Source organism: Natronomonas salinimetallica (assembly GCF_013839515.1).
Lineage (GTDB): Archaea > Halobacteriota > Halobacteria > Halobacteriales > Haloarculaceae > Natronomonas.
Genome location: NZ_JACDNQ010000003.1, coordinates 184,980 through 200,380, shown reverse-complemented (window position 1 = coordinate 200,380; position 15,401 = coordinate 184,980). Strand labels below are relative to the sequence as shown.

General features: G+C 66.9%; 18 protein-coding genes. 12 read left to right on the top strand and 6 right to left on the bottom strand.

The genetic code is table 11. The annotated features are described in order from the left end of the window. The first annotated feature begins 41 nt into the window (after positions 1–41). The 5 genes from trpC to HZR14_RS03595 all read left to right on the top strand — a co-directional run bounded on the left by trpC (position 42) and on the right by HZR14_RS03595 (position 4,314). Positions 42–815 (top strand): indole-3-glycerol phosphate synthase, encoded by a 774-nt coding sequence (gene trpC, locus HZR14_RS03615; protein ID WP_181691545.1) that lies wholly within the window; start codon positions 42–44, stop codon positions 813–815. A 6-nt stretch (positions 816–821) separates the two neighbouring features. Further along, positions 822–2,075, top strand: coding sequence for a tryptophan synthase subunit beta (gene trpB / locus HZR14_RS03610; protein ID WP_181691497.1), 1,254 nt, complete (start codon positions 822–824; stop codon positions 2,073–2,075). Then, on the top strand, positions 2,072–3,148 hold the full coding sequence (gene trpA, locus HZR14_RS03605) for a tryptophan synthase subunit alpha (RefSeq protein ID WP_370464946.1): 1,077 nt from the start codon (positions 2,072–2,074) through the stop codon (positions 3,146–3,148). The genes trpB and trpA overlap by 4 nt, the downstream gene beginning before the upstream one ends. Positions 3,149–3,174: 26 nt before the next feature. Then, entirely contained in the window at positions 3,175–3,963 is a 789-nt protein-coding gene (locus HZR14_RS03600) for a 2-amino-3,7-dideoxy-D-threo-hept-6-ulosonate synthase (protein ID WP_181691496.1), read from the top strand. A 156-nt stretch (positions 3,964–4,119) separates the two neighbouring features. Continuing rightward, entirely contained in the window at positions 4,120–4,314 is a 195-nt protein-coding gene (locus HZR14_RS03595) for a cold-shock protein (protein ID WP_181691495.1), read from the top strand. Positions 4,315–4,474: 160 nt separating this feature from the next. Here HZR14_RS03595 and HZR14_RS03590 read toward each other — a convergent pair whose 3' ends face one another. Next, a complete protein-coding gene (locus HZR14_RS03590; RefSeq protein ID WP_181691494.1) occupies positions 4,475–5,776 on the bottom strand; it encodes an outer membrane protein assembly factor BamB family protein in 1,302 nt (433 codons plus the stop codon). A 303-nt stretch (positions 5,777–6,079) separates the two neighbouring features. Between HZR14_RS03590 and HZR14_RS03585 the strand changes: the two genes are divergently transcribed. The 6 genes from HZR14_RS03585 to HZR14_RS03560 all read left to right on the top strand — a co-directional run bounded on the left by HZR14_RS03585 (position 6,080) and on the right by HZR14_RS03560 (position 9,814). Next, the gene (locus tag HZR14_RS03585) at positions 6,080–6,562 is read left to right on the top strand and encodes a permease (protein ID WP_181691493.1); all 483 of its coding nucleotides are present in this window, start codon (positions 6,080–6,082) and stop codon (positions 6,560–6,562) included. Then, positions 6,559–7,098, top strand: coding sequence for a permease (locus tag HZR14_RS03580; protein WP_181691492.1), 540 nt, complete (start codon positions 6,559–6,561; stop codon positions 7,096–7,098). The genes HZR14_RS03585 and HZR14_RS03580 overlap by 4 nt, the downstream gene beginning before the upstream one ends. 245 nt (positions 7,099–7,343) lie before the next feature. Then, positions 7,344–7,625, top strand: a complete 282-nt coding sequence (locus tag HZR14_RS03575; RefSeq protein WP_220132423.1) for an SHOCT domain-containing protein — start codon at positions 7,344–7,346, stop codon at positions 7,623–7,625. A gap of 197 nt (positions 7,626–7,822) precedes the next feature. After that, the gene (locus HZR14_RS03570; protein WP_181691491.1) at positions 7,823–8,122 is read left to right on the top strand and encodes an ArsR/SmtB family transcription factor; all 300 of its coding nucleotides are present in this window, start codon (positions 7,823–7,825) and stop codon (positions 8,120–8,122) included. After that, the gene (locus HZR14_RS03565; RefSeq protein ID WP_255479155.1) at positions 8,115–8,531 is read left to right on the top strand and encodes a DUF8036 family membrane protein; all 417 of its coding nucleotides are present in this window, start codon (positions 8,115–8,117) and stop codon (positions 8,529–8,531) included. The genes HZR14_RS03570 and HZR14_RS03565 overlap by 8 nt, the downstream gene beginning before the upstream one ends. 116 nt (positions 8,532–8,647) lie before the next feature. Next, positions 8,648–9,814 carry a 3-dehydroquinate synthase II gene (locus HZR14_RS03560; RefSeq protein WP_181691490.1) on the top strand — a complete coding sequence of 389 codons (1,167 nt, stop codon included), beginning with the start codon at positions 8,648–8,650 and terminating at the stop codon, positions 9,812–9,814. Positions 9,815–9,832: 18 nt separating this feature from the next. Here HZR14_RS03560 and HZR14_RS03555 read toward each other — a convergent pair whose 3' ends face one another. After that, positions 9,833–10,534, bottom strand: a complete 702-nt coding sequence (locus tag HZR14_RS03555; protein WP_181691489.1) for a type I 3-dehydroquinate dehydratase — start codon at positions 10,532–10,534, stop codon at positions 9,833–9,835. A 122-nt stretch (positions 10,535–10,656) separates the two neighbouring features. Next, a complete protein-coding gene (locus tag HZR14_RS03550; RefSeq protein ID WP_181691488.1) occupies positions 10,657–11,127 on the bottom strand; it encodes a hypothetical protein in 471 nt (156 codons plus the stop codon). 105 nt (positions 11,128–11,232) lie between these two features. On the opposite strand from HZR14_RS03550, the gene HZR14_RS03545 reads away from it, so the two are divergent. Further along, a complete protein-coding gene (locus HZR14_RS03545; RefSeq protein ID WP_181691487.1) occupies positions 11,233–13,041 on the top strand; it encodes a flippase-like domain-containing protein in 1,809 nt (602 codons plus the stop codon). Between the two features lie 36 nt (positions 13,042–13,077). On the opposite strand, the gene HZR14_RS03540 is transcribed toward HZR14_RS03545, so the two are convergent. Genes HZR14_RS03540 through fabG form a run of 3 tightly spaced genes read right to left on the bottom strand, consistent with a single transcriptional unit; the run spans position 13,078 to position 15,367 of the window. Then, entirely contained in the window at positions 13,078–13,464 is a 387-nt protein-coding gene (locus HZR14_RS03540) for a Zn-ribbon domain-containing OB-fold protein (protein ID WP_181691486.1), read from the bottom strand. Then, positions 13,461–14,627 carry a thiolase domain-containing protein gene (locus HZR14_RS03535; protein WP_181691485.1) on the bottom strand — a complete coding sequence of 389 codons (1,167 nt, stop codon included), beginning with the start codon at positions 14,625–14,627 and terminating at the stop codon, positions 13,461–13,463. The genes HZR14_RS03540 and HZR14_RS03535 overlap by 4 nt, the downstream gene beginning before the upstream one ends. Further along, complete coding sequence (gene fabG, locus HZR14_RS03530; protein ID WP_181691484.1) at positions 14,624–15,367, bottom strand: 3-oxoacyl-[acyl-carrier-protein] reductase; 744 nt, start codon at positions 15,365–15,367, stop codon at positions 14,624–14,626. The genes HZR14_RS03535 and fabG overlap by 4 nt, the downstream gene beginning before the upstream one ends. Between the last annotated feature and the right edge of the window lie 34 nt (positions 15,368–15,401).

Below are 15,401 nucleotides of genomic sequence, written 5' to 3'. Positions count from 1 at the left end.
ACGCAACCCTTTTGTGCAGATACGTCCGTTAATGTACAATGATGGACACCAGAACGGAGCTGGCCCCGGCGGTCCGGTCGATCCTCGACGCCGCAGCGGAGCGGACGGGCGGCGAGGAGCGCCTCGACGTGACTCCGCGGCCGTTATCAGCATCGATTTCGGCGGCCGAGGCCGACGGACGCGCACCGATCATCGCCGAGGTGAAGCCGACCAGTCCGACTACCGAAGGCGAACGAACCGACGACCCGGTCGAACTCGCCGAATCGATGGTCGAGGGCGGTGCTGCGGCGCTGTCCGTGCTGACCGAACCGGAGCACTTCGGTGGCTCGGCGGAAACGCTCGAGGCGGTCCGGGCGGCCGTCGACGTCCCCGTCCTCCGGAAGGACTTCCTGCTGCGGGAGGCCCACCTCGACGTCGTCGAGGCCGACCTCGTGTTGCTCATCGCCCGGTTCGTCGACGATCTCGAGGGATTGCTCGCCGCCGCCCGCGAGCGCGGCTTTCAGGTCCTCGTCGAGACCCACACCGTCTCGGAGTTCGAGGCGGCACTCGAGGCGGGCGCGGAGATCATCGGCGTGAACAACCGCGATCTGGCGAAACTGGACGTCGACGTCGGGACGTTCGAGCGCGTCGTCGAGGCGGTCCCGGCAACGGCCCGCGAGAACGTCACCCTGATAGCCGAAAGCGGCGTACGGTCGCGCGAAGACGTCTCCCGGATGCGGGCGGCCGGGGCCGACGCCGTGCTCGTCGGCTCCGCGATCATGGACGGCGACGTGCGGGCGAACACCGAGCGGCTCACGAGCGGCTCAACGGAGTGACTCACGATGTCCCAACCCGACACCAAATTCGGCGAATACGGCGGCCAGTACGTCCCCGAGGCGTTGATGCCCGCCATCGAGGAACTGACGGACGCGTACCGACGGTACGTCCTGAACAACGAGGCGGGCTTTATGGACGAGTTCAGCGAACGGATCGAGGACTTCGGCGGCCGCCCGACGCCGTTACAACGCGCCGAACAGCTCTCGTCGCGCTACGGCGTCGATGTGTACCTCAAACGCGAGGATCTGCTCCACGGCGGCGCACACAAACTCAACAACGCCCTCGGGCAGGTCCTGTTGGCGAAGTACATGGGCAAAGAGCGGATCATCGCCGAGACCGGCGCGGGCCAACACGGTACCGCGACGGCGATGGCCGCCGCTCACCTCGATATGCCCTGTGAGATATACATGGGCCGCCGCGACATCAACCGTCAGCGCCCCAATGTATTCCGAATGCGGCTCAACGGCGCGGAGGTCAATCCGGTCGATATCGGCCGTGGGACGCTCAAAGAGGCGATCAGCGAGACGATGCGCGATTGGGCGACGACCGTCGAGACCACGCATTACGTCATCGGCTCGGTCGTCGGCCCCGCGCCGTTCCCGGCGATGGTCCGGGATTTCCACGCCGTAATCTCCGAGGAGATCAGATCCCAGACGGCGGCGAAACTCGGCTGTCTGCCGGGGTCGGTCGTCGCGTGTGCGGGCGGCGGCTCCAACACGATGGGCGCGTTCGCCGAGTTCCTCGGCGAGGACGACGTGGACCTGTACGCCGTCGAGGCCGGCGGCTCCTCGTTGACCGTCGACGAGGAGGCGGGCGTTGCCCCCCACTCGGCGTCGCTCTCGACCGGCGAGGAGGGAGTGTTACACGGCGCGCGGACGAAACTCCTGCAGGACCGCCACGGCCAGATCATGGAGTCCCACAGCGTCTCCTCGGGGCTCGATTACTCCGGCGTCGGCCCCCAGCTGTCTCACCTCGTCGACGAGGAACGTGTCACGCCTGTCGACGTCGGCGACGACGACGCCCTGGAGGCGTTCCACCGCCTCTCGCAGGACGAGGGGATCATTCCCGCCCTGGAGACGGCCCACGCGTTCGGCTTCCTCGAGACGACCCTCGGGCCGGACGGCGACGGCTCCGTCGAGTTCGAGGAGCCGGTCGTCGTCAACGTCTCCGGGCGCGGCGACAAGGACCTCGAAGCCGCAATCGAGGAGACCGAAGCGCGCGAACTGGAGAACGCTCCGGATATGGAGGTGTTCGAATGACGGGCGAGGATCGAGCGAAGCGAGACCCTCGGAATGGCCGAACGGGGAGCAAAGCGGACCGTGAGGCGGGCGAGGATCGAGCGAAGCGAGACCCTCGGAATGGCCGAACGGGGAGCACAGCGGACCGTGAGGCGGGCGAGGATCGAGCGAAGCGAGACCCTCGGAATGGCCGAACGGGGAGCAAAGCGGACCGTGAGGCGGGCGAGGATCGAGCGAAGCGAGATCCTCGGAATGGCCGAACGGAGCCTTCGTCCCTCGGAGACGCCTTCGAGGAACCGGCGTTCGTGCCGTATCTCGCCGCCGGGGACCCGGATTTCGAGTCCTCACTCGAGTACGTCGAAGCGCTCGCGGCGGGCGGGGCGGACGTGATCGAGTTGGGGCTGCCGTTCTCGGAACCGATCGCGGAGGGGCCGACAATCCAGCAGGCGGTCGTCCGCTCGCTCGAGGGGGGAATGACGCCTGAGCGGTTCTTCGAGTTCGTCGCCGCCCTCGACGTCGACGTGCCGCTCGTGTGTATGACGTACTACAACCTCATCTACCAGTACGGCGACGAACCGGTCCGCTCGTTCGTCGAACGGGCCGCCGAGGTCGGTATCGAGGGGGTCGTCGTGCCCGACCTGCCCGCCGAGGAGGCGGACTTACTCCGGGAGGCCTGCGACGAGTTCGGGCTCGATCTGATCTTCATCGTCGCGCCGACGACGGCCGGCGATCGCCTCGACCGAATCATGGAGCGGGTGTCGGGCTACGTGTACGTCCAGGCGCGCCTCGGCGTCACCGGCGCGCGCGAGTCGTTGTCGGACCACACCGAGGAGACGCTCGCCCGACTCGAGGAGTACGACGTCCCGAAGGCGGTCGGCTTCGGTATTTCGACGGGCGAACACGCCGCATCGGTCGTCGAGGCCGGTGCTGACGGCGTCATCGTCGGTTCCGCCCTGATCGAGATCATCGCCGAGGGCCACGAAACCGACGACTCGACGGCGGCGGTCGCGGAGAGAATCGAGTCGCTCGCGCGCGAACTGAAAGCCGGGGCGATCGAAGGCGGGCAACGCCGTCCGCGACCGGAACGAACTTGAAGTAACCTCACACACTCACAGACACCATGACACCAGGGATCACTGCCCGCCTACAGCGGATCGGCACCGACGGGCGCTACGTCGTCGTACCGATGGATCACGGACTCACACTCGGGGCGGTCAACGGGCTCAAGGACATCGAATCGACGATCGACGCCGTCACGCGCGGCGGCGCGGATTCGGTGCTCACCCAGAAGGGCATCGCGAGCCGCGTCCACGACAACAAAAACGGCGCGGGCTATATCGCCCACCTCAACGGCTCGACCGCGATCGGCCCCGACGAGAACGACAAGCGGAAAACCGGCTCGGTCGAGGCCGCGCTGCGGGCCGGCGCGGACGCCGTCTCCTTTCACATCAACGTCGGCTCGACGTACGAACGCGAACAGATCGAAGGGCTCGGTCGGCTCACGGACGAGGCCGCCGAGTACGGCCTCCCCGTGCTCGCGATGACCTACGCCCGCGGCCCGGACACCGAGGGCGACGACCCCGAGGCGCTCGGCCACGCGGTTCGACTCGGGGAGGAGCTCGGTGCGGACCTCATCAAGACGGGCTACAGCGGCGACGCGGGGAGTTTCGAGCACGTCTGTGAGTCGACGCGCTGTCCGGTGCTCATCGCCGGTGGGTCGCCCGACGGCGACCTCGAATCGCTGCGGGACGTCCGGGGAGCGATGGACGCCGGCGGGGCCGGCGTCTCGATGGGACGGACGATCTTCCAACACGACGATCCCGAACGGATAGCCCGCGCCGTCGCCTTGGTCGTCCACGAGGACCTCGGTGCGGCCGACGCGCTCGAACGCGCCGAACTGGACGCGTAGACGGGACACGATAAGGGAGTCAGGGAGCGATTGCCGCCGAATACGCCCGACGTGGGCACCTCGCCGCGGCGGCGACGCGTCCAACACGGGTCGACGGGTCGTGCTATCTCGGCTCTCGGAACGCTTATGCCCGCCACGACTGTACGTTTGTTTGTAATGGCAAACGGTAAGGTTGATTTCTTCAACGACACTGGCGGCTACGGTTTCATCTCGACTGACGACTCGGACGAGGACGTGTTTTTCCACATGGAGGACGTCGACGGCCCGGATCTCGAGGAAGGACAGGACATCGATTTCGACATCGAGGACGCCCCCAAGGGCCCCCGTGCGTCGAACGTCGTTCGTAACTGATCGGTCTTCGCGACTGATCGGAAACTCCGAACTGACACAATAACATAACGCGATCGACGCCCCGATATCACGGCGGTCGTGATCTGGGCGGTGATTTTCGTTTTCGCACTCACGATTCCGTAGCCGTCGGCTCGCCGGCCGTCGATCACCGGCTCCCCGATCACCGGAGCGCGTGGAGCCGGTCGGCGACGTGCCCGGAGCCGCTGTCCGTGTCCTCGTACTCGAGCGTCCGGACGATGGCCCGCCCGCCGGCGAACACCGGTGCCCGATTGAGTTGGTACTCGAAGCTGTGAGTACCGACGGTGTCGCCGGTTTCGAGGTCGACCGCGACGACCGTGTCGACGAACTCGCCGTCGGTCCGGCGGCCGTAGGCCCGGTCGCCGGCGACGACCGGCGGGCCGAAGAGGCCGCTTCGCTCCCAGTGCGGGTCGCCCGAGTCGGGGTCGAGGGCGGCGACGCGTCCCCCCGCGACGACGACTGTATCGGCCCGCGCGGCGACGGGCGAGGTCAGTCCGCGTTCCGCCGAGTACGCCCAGCGACGCTCCCCGGTCGACGCATCGAGTGCGACGAGGCTCCCGGTCGGTCGGTCGGTGCCGGCGTCGCGTCGATCGGTCGTCGGGACGTACACCGTCCCGTCGACGGCCGTCACCGAGTCGAGAAAACGCACGCCCTCGATCCGCGTCCGCCAGGCGACGCCGCCGTCGTCGAAGGCGACGACCCGGTCGTCGGTGTAGCTCCCCTCGGCGTCGGCGTCGTCGCGCGCGAAGGACACGAAGGCCGTTCCGTCGTGGACGGCCGGACGGGCGGTCGGCGTCGACTGAGAGAGCCGACGCCCGCCCGGCCACCCGGCCGGATGGAGGCGGGCGAGCGTCCCACCGTCGTCGGCGTCGAGCGCGACGACGGAGCCATGGCGGACAGAGACGAGCACCGTCGATCCCGCGGCAACGACGGCCGTGATCCGATCCGCCTCGAACGTCCACGCGACGGCGTCACGATCGGCAGCGTAGAGCCGCTGTCCGTCGCAGTCTTCGACCCGTTCGGCGACCACGTACGTCCGGTCGCCGACGGCCGACGCGAGGCGACACCGGCGCACGCCCGGCGGCTCGAACGCCCAGCGTCGGTCGCCGGTATCGGCGTCGTACGCGAGGACGCGGGACCGAAACGGCCCCGAATCGTCGGTCGCCGCCACGAGGATCGTGCCGTCGGCGACGAGCGGTCGGGCGAGCCGTCCCTCGACGCGCACTCGCCACCGTTCCTCGAGCGGGGCGGGGCCGTCGGGTGCCGCGTTGGTGTTGCCGAGGTCGCGAAACCGGTGGGGCCACTCGGTCGGGACGACGGGAGGGGATGGGACGGACAGGGCGGAATCGGAGGCGAGGCCGCTACACCCGGCCATCCCGGCGATGCCGGCCGCACAGCCACCGAGGAGGGCACGCCTGGTCGCGGAGAGCGAGCGGAGGGACACACGCCCAGGACGTGGCGGCCGGGGTATAGTTCTTCGGTCGGATACGGGCCGTTTCGGGGGACGTACCGTGGTCGTCCGGCGCGCTCGGCCGGTAGGAGTGGACACCCGCGGAGCCACGTCGAGGCGGCCCAAAGCTCACGCCGTGCCTCGGAGCCATCCGGCCTCGCCGCCGAATCTTGCGACCCCTCGGTCGGGACGTCCTCAAAGAAGCCCGTCGTACCGGCCCCTCACCGACAAGGTGTACGGACGAGCGAACCGACTATATCCTCGGCGTACGAGGATCCCAGACGTCCTCGTTCGATCATGAATGTGACTGTGCTTCTCGTCAACGGGCTGGCGGTGATCGGGCTCCTCGCTGCGATGTACACGGACAGAGAACGGGGGATCGATTCGATAAAACGGGGGCTGGTTTCGTTCGTCCGTATCCTGCCAACCGTCCTCACGATCGTCGTGATTATCGGCCTTCTCCTCGGATTCGTTCCGCCCGAAACGATTCGGCAGTTCGTCGGCGATCGATCGGGACCCGTCGGCGTCCTCCTGACCGCGGTGGTGGGCTCGGTGTTACACATTCCTTCGATCGTCGCGTTCCCCCTCGCGGCCTCCTTTTTGGAGCTGGGAGCACCGATCACCGTCGCCGCCGTCTTTGTTACGACGCTCACCATGATCGGTGTCGTCACGCTGCCACTGGAGGTCCGTGAACTCGGGTGGCGTTTTGCGCTGTTGCGAAACGGCGTGAGTTTCCTCGGGGCGCTCCTCATCGCGGTACTCATGGGGGCGATCCTGTGACCGACGACGGGGCGTCAAAGCGCGAGAAAATCCTCCGGAGCTGGGGCTATTTCGCCCTCGTCGCCGTGTTCGCGGTGGTCGTGGTGTTTTTGTTTCCGGACCGACAGGACGCCGTCGCCACGACGATGTGGTCGTATCTCGTCGAGTTGGCGTCGATCCTGCCGGCAGTCATGGTCCTTCTCGGCCTGTTCAACGAGTGGGTTCCCACGGAGATGGTCGTCCAGTATCTCGGTGAACAGACAGGAGCAACCGGTGTCGGGATCGCAGTCCTACTGGGATCGACCCCGACCGGCCCCCTCTACGTCGCGTTTCCCATTGCGGCCGATCTCCTCGAGAAAGACGCAAGCGTCACCAACGTCGTCGTGTTCCTGACCGCGTGGGCATGTCTCAAACTCCCCCAGGAGCTCATCGAACTCCAGTTTCTCGGCTGGCGGTTCATGACGCTCCGGTTGGCGCTCACCGCGGCGGTCGCCGTCGGGATGGGTCTCGCCATGCAAGCGCTTCTCTCGACCGAGTCCCCACACGGCTCGTCGTAGTCGGGGACCAGCGAGGGCCAGACCGGATCGGCACTCGCGAGTCGTTACGCGATCCGCACCGGACAGCGCCAGTACGGTGGATTGTGATCGGGGACGACAGGCGCAGTTGTCGGTGTTTTCGGGCGGCGACGTGAGTCAGTCCGAGTCCGTTGACCCATTGTGGCCGAATTTGGGTCGGACCCGGTGCTACTGGGGTGATAGTTCGGAGAAAGTACATGTTACGGTGCGTGCTATCGGTAGATGTAATGGCACTGAACACGGGACTTGCGTCGGTAGGAGCGTTAACAGCGGGCGGACACGGGGCCGGAACCACTGGGGGCTTTCATATGATGCCCCCCTTCGGGTTCCTCCTGGTTCTCCTGTTGATCGGTACGATCGGGTACTTCGTGGTTAAATCAGCCCGAAGCGGAACCAGGTCCGCGGGGACGACCCCCGACCAGGCACTCGAAACGCTTCGCCGGCGGTACGCGAACGGCGAGATCGACGACGAAGAGTTCCAGACGCGCAAGGAGCGACTCGTCCGGTGACCGTTCTCATTTCGTTTCAGATCGGGGGCGAGCGACCGGGAGACATCTGATACGGGCCGTCGTCGTCAGAGACCGGTGAACGTCAGCCCGGATCGGCGCTCACCGGTCGTTTGCTACGACAGCCCGCATGAAGCGAGGGGACCACGACATGACCGACCTATTTATACGGACGTCGTGTACGCTGCACACAGTGACCGATGCGCAAGGTGTTATGGTGGTTGATCGGCGGGAGTCGCGGAGGGCGTAATCGTGTCCGAATCATCCGCGCGCTGGACGAGAAGCCGATGAACGCAAATCAGCTTGCGACCTCGCTCGATCTCGATTACAAGACCATTAGACACCACCTCGCGAAGCTCGAAAAAAACGACGTCGTAACGTCGATGGGTGACGAGTACGGAAAGACGTACTTTCTAACCGAACGGATGGAACAGAATCTCGACGTCCTGGACGAGATCGCGGCACAGACTGACCTCGACGAGGAGGGCAACGATGCCTAACAATACAGGGTTACTCAAAACGGGCGCTGTCGTTGGGATCGCAGTGTTGATCAGCGGCGTGGTTTCTCTGAGTACTGGCGTACCGAGTCCGGGATTTCCCCTACATAGGGCCCCGGTCGGCATGGAGGCGGTCCTTCGAATCAAGCTCTTCGTGACGACGCTCAACGTCGTGATTTTGCTCGCCCTGCTGTGGAATTACGTCGCCGTGTACCGGGATATGCCCAACCGGTTTACGTTGAGCCTTCTTTTGGTCACCGCCGCGTTGCTTTTGTACGCCGTCTCGTCGAACCCACTGCTCCCGCTCCTGTTAGGATTCCGTCACGGAACGACGCTCGGCCCGTTCGTGTTCATTCCCGACGTGTTCGCGAGCGTCGCCGCCGTCGTCTTGCTCTATCAGAGCTACTCTTGATCGCTTCGCCCCACCGCGGGCGGAGGAGGTGACGTGCCGTCGGGGAGCATCGATCGGAGCAGTCCGAGCCGCCACGTCCCGCCACGTTCAATAGCCGTCCCCGCCACCGCAAGCGTATGACACGTTCCGTGTGGCTGAAAGCCGACGACGAGGTCGGCGACTGGGAGGCGCGAAAGCGCCGTATCACCGCCGGCCTGGAAGCCGGCGTCGACTGGGTGCTCGTCGACCGACGTGACGTGGGCCGGGTCAGAGACCTCGGCCGCGTCAACGTCGCCGCCTTTGCGGGCGACGACGTCCACGTGATGGATGCCGAAACCGACGACACGCCCGACCCCGATGCCGTCGTCGTCGGGAAGGGCGGCGAGGGCGACGGGACCGTCGACCTCCCCTCCGATCTCTCCGGGTCGGCCGACCTGACGACGCTCCGTCGGACCGACGGCGCCGGCGGGGCGTACGTCCGCATCCTCGATTCGGAGTACGAGTCCTTCGCCGAGGCCGCCGCCGACGAGGCCGACTACACCATCGTCGTCGGCGAGGACTGGCAGATCATCCCCCTAGAGAACCTCATCGCCCGGATCGGCGAGGAGACGGATCTCGTCGCCGGCGTCCAAAGCGCCGAGGAGGCAAAGACCGCCTTCGAGACGCTCGAGATCGGGTCCGACGCGGTGTTGCTCGATACCGACGATCCCGACGAGATCCGATCGACCGTCGAGGTGCGCGACGAGAGCGAGCGCGAGCACCTCGACCTCGAGTATGCGACGGTGACGGACGTCGAAGAGACCGGCTCCGCGGACCGGGTCTGCGTCGATACGGCGTCGATGCTCGAACACGACGAGGGGATGTTGGTCGGTTCGATGAGTCGCGGACTCTTTTTCGTTCACGCCGAGACCGCCGACTCGCCGTACGTCGCCTCCCGGCCGTTCCGGGTCAACGCGGGGGCCGTCCACGCCTACGTCCGGACGCCGGGCGGCGAGACGAAGTATCTCGCCGAATTGAAATCCGGCGACGAGGTCCAGGTCGTCGACACGGCGGGCAACACCCGCGAGGCGATCGTCGGCCGCGCGAAGATCGAGAAACGCCCGATGTTTCGGGTCGAGGCCGAACTCGAAAACGGCGACCGGATCGAGACGCTGTTGCAGAACGCCGAGACGATCAAAGTCGCCACGGAGGCGGGCCGCAAGTCGGTGACGGACCTGTCGGTCGGCGACGAGATGCTCGTCCGCTATGAGGCGGTCGCCCGCCACTTCGGCGAGGCCGTCGAGGAATCGATCATCGAGAAGTGAACGGGTCGGACCCCCGGCTCACGCCCGTTCCGAGAGCCGATCGACCAGCCTCCGGAGCGTCCCGAGGTCGTACTGTCCCGGCGCGGTCGCCCGGTCCGGGTCGATCGGCGCGTAGCCGATCTTCGAACCGTAGACGGGCGCGACGGCGCGGGTGTGGCTTCCGGACGCTCCCATCGCCATCGTCGCCACGGGGACGCCGGCGTGCGTCAGTTCGTGGGTGACAGAAAGCACCGAGAGCGCGTCGCGTCTGTCGTGTGCGGTCACCGCGATCTTCCCTACGTCGCCGTACTCGCTCGCCCGGCGCAGGCGATCCGAGAGCACCGATTCGGACGGCGTCGTCTCGAAGTCGTGCGTCGAGACGACGACGGCGGCGTCCGCGTCCCGTGCTCTGCATATGAGCGCCTCGGCTCGGTCTGCGTCCCCGGGAGCACCATCCTCGATCGCGGCGAGTTCGACGTCGATCGCGCCGACGGCGTCGTGATCGAGCGTGTCGGCGAGCGCGTCGAGACGGCCCTCCTCGGCCGCCTCGCCGCCCTCCCAGGCGGCGCGGTTCGTCACGAGAAGCGGAAGCTCGCCATCGTAGGCTTCGAGCGCGTCGAGAGGCCCCTCGGCGAGGTCCATCCGGAACTCGACGCAGTCGGCCGTCCCGCGGGCGGCCGGTTCCTCCCCGAGGTCGGCCGTCGAGGCCGCGAGCGTGAACGAATCGAACGGAATCGACATGTCCGATCCCCGGCGGCGAGGGATAAAAGCCTGTTCGGACCGTCGTTGCCGGAGTCGGCACCGAGGTCGGGTACGTACCGAGCGGAGCCACGTCCCCATCGCTCGGGGAGCCCGCGGCCCGATCAGGCCCGATCGAGAAACCGCGCCTGCGCCGTCGTCCCCTTCGTCCCGTAGTCCGTCACCCGGACTCGAACCGTCTCACCGACGTCGAGCGCCCCGGTGTCGCCGGGATCGGGGATCCCCCGGACGAACGTCTGGAGACCGTTTATCGTTCCTCGGACCTCGGGCGGAACGCGGTCGTATTGGGTCTCCTTGACGACGAGTTCGTACGTTTCGCCCTTCCGTGCGGCCTCCTCTGGCGGGCGCGTTTGGGCCTCGCGGTGGGCGCGGTCGCGTTCTCTCTGGGCGGCGGTGTCCGGGCCACCGACGCGGCGGACAGCGAGAACGACGACGGCGACGCCGACGAGGATACCGACACCGACGAGGGGGCCAACCGGACCGATGACGGCGTCGGCGATACCGACGAGGAGATCCACGAGGTCGCGTACACTGTCCGGACGGCCGACGCCGAGGGGGACCGGCGGTTCGAGCATTGGCCGCGTTTTGCGGCGGTCAGACATATCCGTTGTGCCCACGAACGGGCGGGCGGTACCGAGGATCAGAAGGTTGATACCGAGCGGTTCACCTACACACGAGCAATGACCGACCGGGAGGTGAGCGTCGTGTTGCCCGCCTACAACGAGGCGGGAACGATCGAGGAGACGGTCAGCGTGACCGTCGAGGCGCTCTCGTCGTTCCTCCCGGAGGACGGCTTCGAGGTACTGATCGCCGAGGACGGCTGTTCGGATCGGACCCCCGAGATCGCGACCCGGATGGCCGAGGCGGACGACCGGATCAGACACGTCCACAGCGACGAGCGCCTCGGCCGCGGTGGAGCCCTAGAGCGGGCCTTCAAAACGAGCGACGGGGACGTTCTCGTCTACTTCGATACGGACCTGGCGACCGACATATCGTATCTCGAGGAGCTCGTCGAGTCGGTCCGTTCGGAGGGGTACGACATCGCGACTGGATCCCGGCGGATCCCGGGCGATAGACAGCGGCGCGAACCGGAGCGCGGGATCGCCTCGAAGGGATACAACGCCCTCGTGCGGACCGTTCTGCGGTCGTCGCTGTACGATCACCAGTGCGGGTTCAAAGCGTTCGACCGCGAGGCGCTCTTCAGGCTGCTCGACGAGGTCGAGGACGACCACTGGTTTTGGGACACGGAGGTCCTGGTCCGCGCACAGCGGGCCGGGTACGCCCTCAAGGAGTTCTCCGTCGACTGGGAGCCGAAAGGCGACACCACGGTCGATCTGGTCAGGGACGTACTCGGCATGGGTAGCCAGATCGGCCGGCTGTGGTGGCAGCTATCGGTTCGGCCGCGGATAACCCAACGGACGACGACCGCCGCCGGGACGGTACTGATCGTCCTCGCGGTCGCGTTGATGACGCTGTATCTCGATCCGAGCGACGTGTTGGCGGCGATCGGCGAGGCCGATCCGGTCCTCGTCGCCGCCGCCGGCGTGATCTACGTCGTCTCGTGGCCGCTCCGGGGACTCCGGTATCGCGACATCCTCGTCGAGTTGGGCTACCGCGAGCGCGTCGGGTTTCTGATGGGGGCGATCTTCGTGAGCCAGACCGGCAACCTCGTGGTGCCGGCCCGGGGCGGCGACGCCATCCGGGCCTATATCGTGAAAGCCCGCCGCGGCATCCCGTACCCCTCCGGGGTCGCCTCGCTCGCCATCGAACGGGTGTTCGATCTGTTGACAATCGCCGTGCTCGCCGGCGCGACGCTGCTCGGGTTGACGCTCTCCGGCGTCGACGTGATGGCGCTTCGGACCGCCGAGGCGGGCGGCGGGATCGGTCAGAGCGGCCGGACCGGCGTTCTCGTCGCGGGCGGGGTCGGCAGCGCCGCGCTTTTCGCCACCGTGGTCATCGTCGCCACCGCCCGCTCGGATCGAAACCTCGTCCGGGCGGCGCTGCCCCGCCTGAGCGACGACGCCTACGTCGAGTACGTCGTCGGCGTCCTCGAGCGGTTCGTCGGCGACGTACAGACGGTCGCCGAGGATCGACGGGCGTTCGCCGTCGTCGGCCTCTCGAGTCTCCTCATTTGGGGGATCGACATCCTGACGGCGATCGTCGTCTTCGCGGCGTTCGGGGTCGCATTGCCCGTCTGGCTGCTCGTCGCCGTCGGCTTTTTCGCCGTCGCCGTCGGCAACCTCGCGAAGGTGTTACCGCTCTCGCCGGGCGGGATCGGCCTCTACGAGGGCGCGTTCACGCTCATCGTCGTGGCGTTGACGCCGATCGCGTGGCCGACGGCGCTGGCGGCGGCGGTCGTCGATCACGCGCTCAAAAACGCCATCACCGTCGTGGGGGGCGTCGGATCGATGCTCCGGTTCAACGTCTCGTTGACGACCGCAGTCGAGGAGTCCCGCGACGTCGAGAGCGAACGCGTGGTTCGGGAGTGACCGCGACTGGGAGGACCCCTCGCGGGACGACCCGATCTATTCGGACGGACGGAAGACGACGAGTCGCTCCTCCATCGTCTCGGAGCGGTCGATCCCGATATCGACCGTTTGGCCGATCTCGACGTCCTCGGCGTCGATCTCACGCATCTGTCCGGTGATCTTCACCGGGCCGAACTCGGCGACCGCCACGACGAACGGTGCGTCGTCGGCGAAGCCGGGGGAGGCGACGTGTGTCTGGGTGTGAGTGACGATCTCACCGGTTTCCGGGAGCGGCTTCTCGGTCAGCTCTCGGCTGCCCGTCGCGGGATCGATCCGGCGGGGCGGCAGCGAGCCGTCGCCCGCCGGCCCTTCGAGGTAGTAGGGGTCGCCGTCCTCGACGGCGTCGAGGAAGTCGTCGAAGCCCTCGTTGCGCGTGTCGCTCATTCGACCACCTCCAGGACGTGGACGACACAACTCGCGACCGTCCCACCCGCGTTGTGGGTCAGCCCGACCGTCGCATCGCTGACGGCGTCGCTGTTGACGTGATCGCCGCGGAGCAGTTTCGTCATCTCGGAGATCTGTGCGCCGCCGGTCGCGCCGACGGGGTGGCCCTTCGCTTTCAGGCCGCCCGAGAGGTTCACCGGCAACTCGCCGTCGATCGTTGTCTCCCCCTCCCTTGCGGCCGTGATCGCCTCGCCGGGTTCGTAGAATCCGAGCGACTCCAAGGCGAGTACCTCGGCGATGGTAAAGCAGTCGTGAACCTCGGCGACGTCGACGTCCTCGGGCGTGATGCCCGCGTCCTCGTAGGCGGTCTCGCCCGCCTCGACCGCGGCGGGCGTCTCGGGGATCGAGACCCGGTCCTGCAGGGCGAGGCTGTCGCTTCCCTGTCCGACGCCCGTGATCGCCACCGACGTATCGAGGCCGTTGGCCTCGGCGAACTCCTCGCTCACCAACACGGCCGCGCTTGCGCCGTCGCTCATCGGCGAGCAGTCATAGAGACCGAACGGCGAGCTCACCGTCGGCGCTTCGAGGACGTCGTCGATGTCGATCGCCATCTGGAACTGCGCGAGGTCGTTTTCGACGGCGTTGCTGTGGTTCTTGACGGCGATGTGGGCGAGGTCCTCCCGCGTGCCGCCGAACTCGTCGAAGTAGCTGTTGGCCATGAGCGAGTACGCACCCGGGAAGGTGACGCCGGCTTTGATCTCCCAGAGCGCGTCCGCGGCGGCCGAGAGCGCCTTCGTTCCCTCGGCCGTCGAGATGTTCTTCATGCGCTCGGCGCCGCCGACGAGTACCACGTCGGCCTGTCCGCTTCGGACCTGGTTGACGCCGTGTCTGACGGCGACCCCGCTGGAGGCGCAGGCGCTCTCGATCCGCGTCGAGGGCCCCGAGACGCCGGCGGCCTCGGCCATCAGCGGTCCCTGGTGGCCCTGGACCTCGGCGAACTCGCCCATGAAGTTGCCGTAAAACAGTTCCTCGACGGCGTCCGGTTCGAGCGCGGCGTCGTCGAACGCCTCGCCGGCGGCCTGGGCGAACAGGTCACGGGCGGTCCGTTCCGGTGACGCGCCGAAGGCGGTCATCCCGACTCCGGCGACGTGAACGTCGTTCACCACTCCATCCCTCCGTTGACGCCGAGGACCTGTCCTGTCATGTAACTTGAATCTTCGCTGGCGAGGAAACTGACGATCCCCGCGATGTCTTCGACCTGTGCGAACCGATCGAGCGGGATCCGCTTGAGGATGTTCTCTTGAACCCGCTCGGGGACGTCCGCGAGCATGTCCGTCTCGACGAATCCGGGGGCGACGCAGTTCGCGGTCGACCCCTCCGAGGCGATCTCGAGGGCGATCGTCCGGGTGAACCCGAACAGGCCGGACTTCGTCGTCGCGTAGTTGGCCTGCCCGTAGTTACCCTGTTGGCCCACGACGCTGGAGATGTTGATCAGCCGCCCCTCGTCGGCGGACTGGATGTCGTCGTAGCACATCTTCGTGCAGTTGAACACGCCGCCCAAGTTCACCTGCATGACGCGGTCCCAGTCCTCCCGCGTCATGTTCTCGAACTTCTTGTCGACGGTGATGCCCGCGTTGTTGACCAACACGTCGACGCTGCCGAACGCCTCGGTGGCGACGTCGTACATCGCCTCGACGTCGTCGTAGTTCGAGACGTCGGCCTGGGCGAGTACCGCCTCTCCAGGACCGTCGTTGATTCGCTCTTTGACCTCGTGGGCTTCGGCCTCCGAGGACCGGTAGTTTACGACCACCTCCGCACCCTGTTCGCCCAACTCCTCGGCGATCCCACGTCCGATACCCCTCGATGCACCCGTCACGAGACAGGTCCTGTCTTCGACCGACATGTGTTGTACACCCCTGCATTTACCATCATCGGTA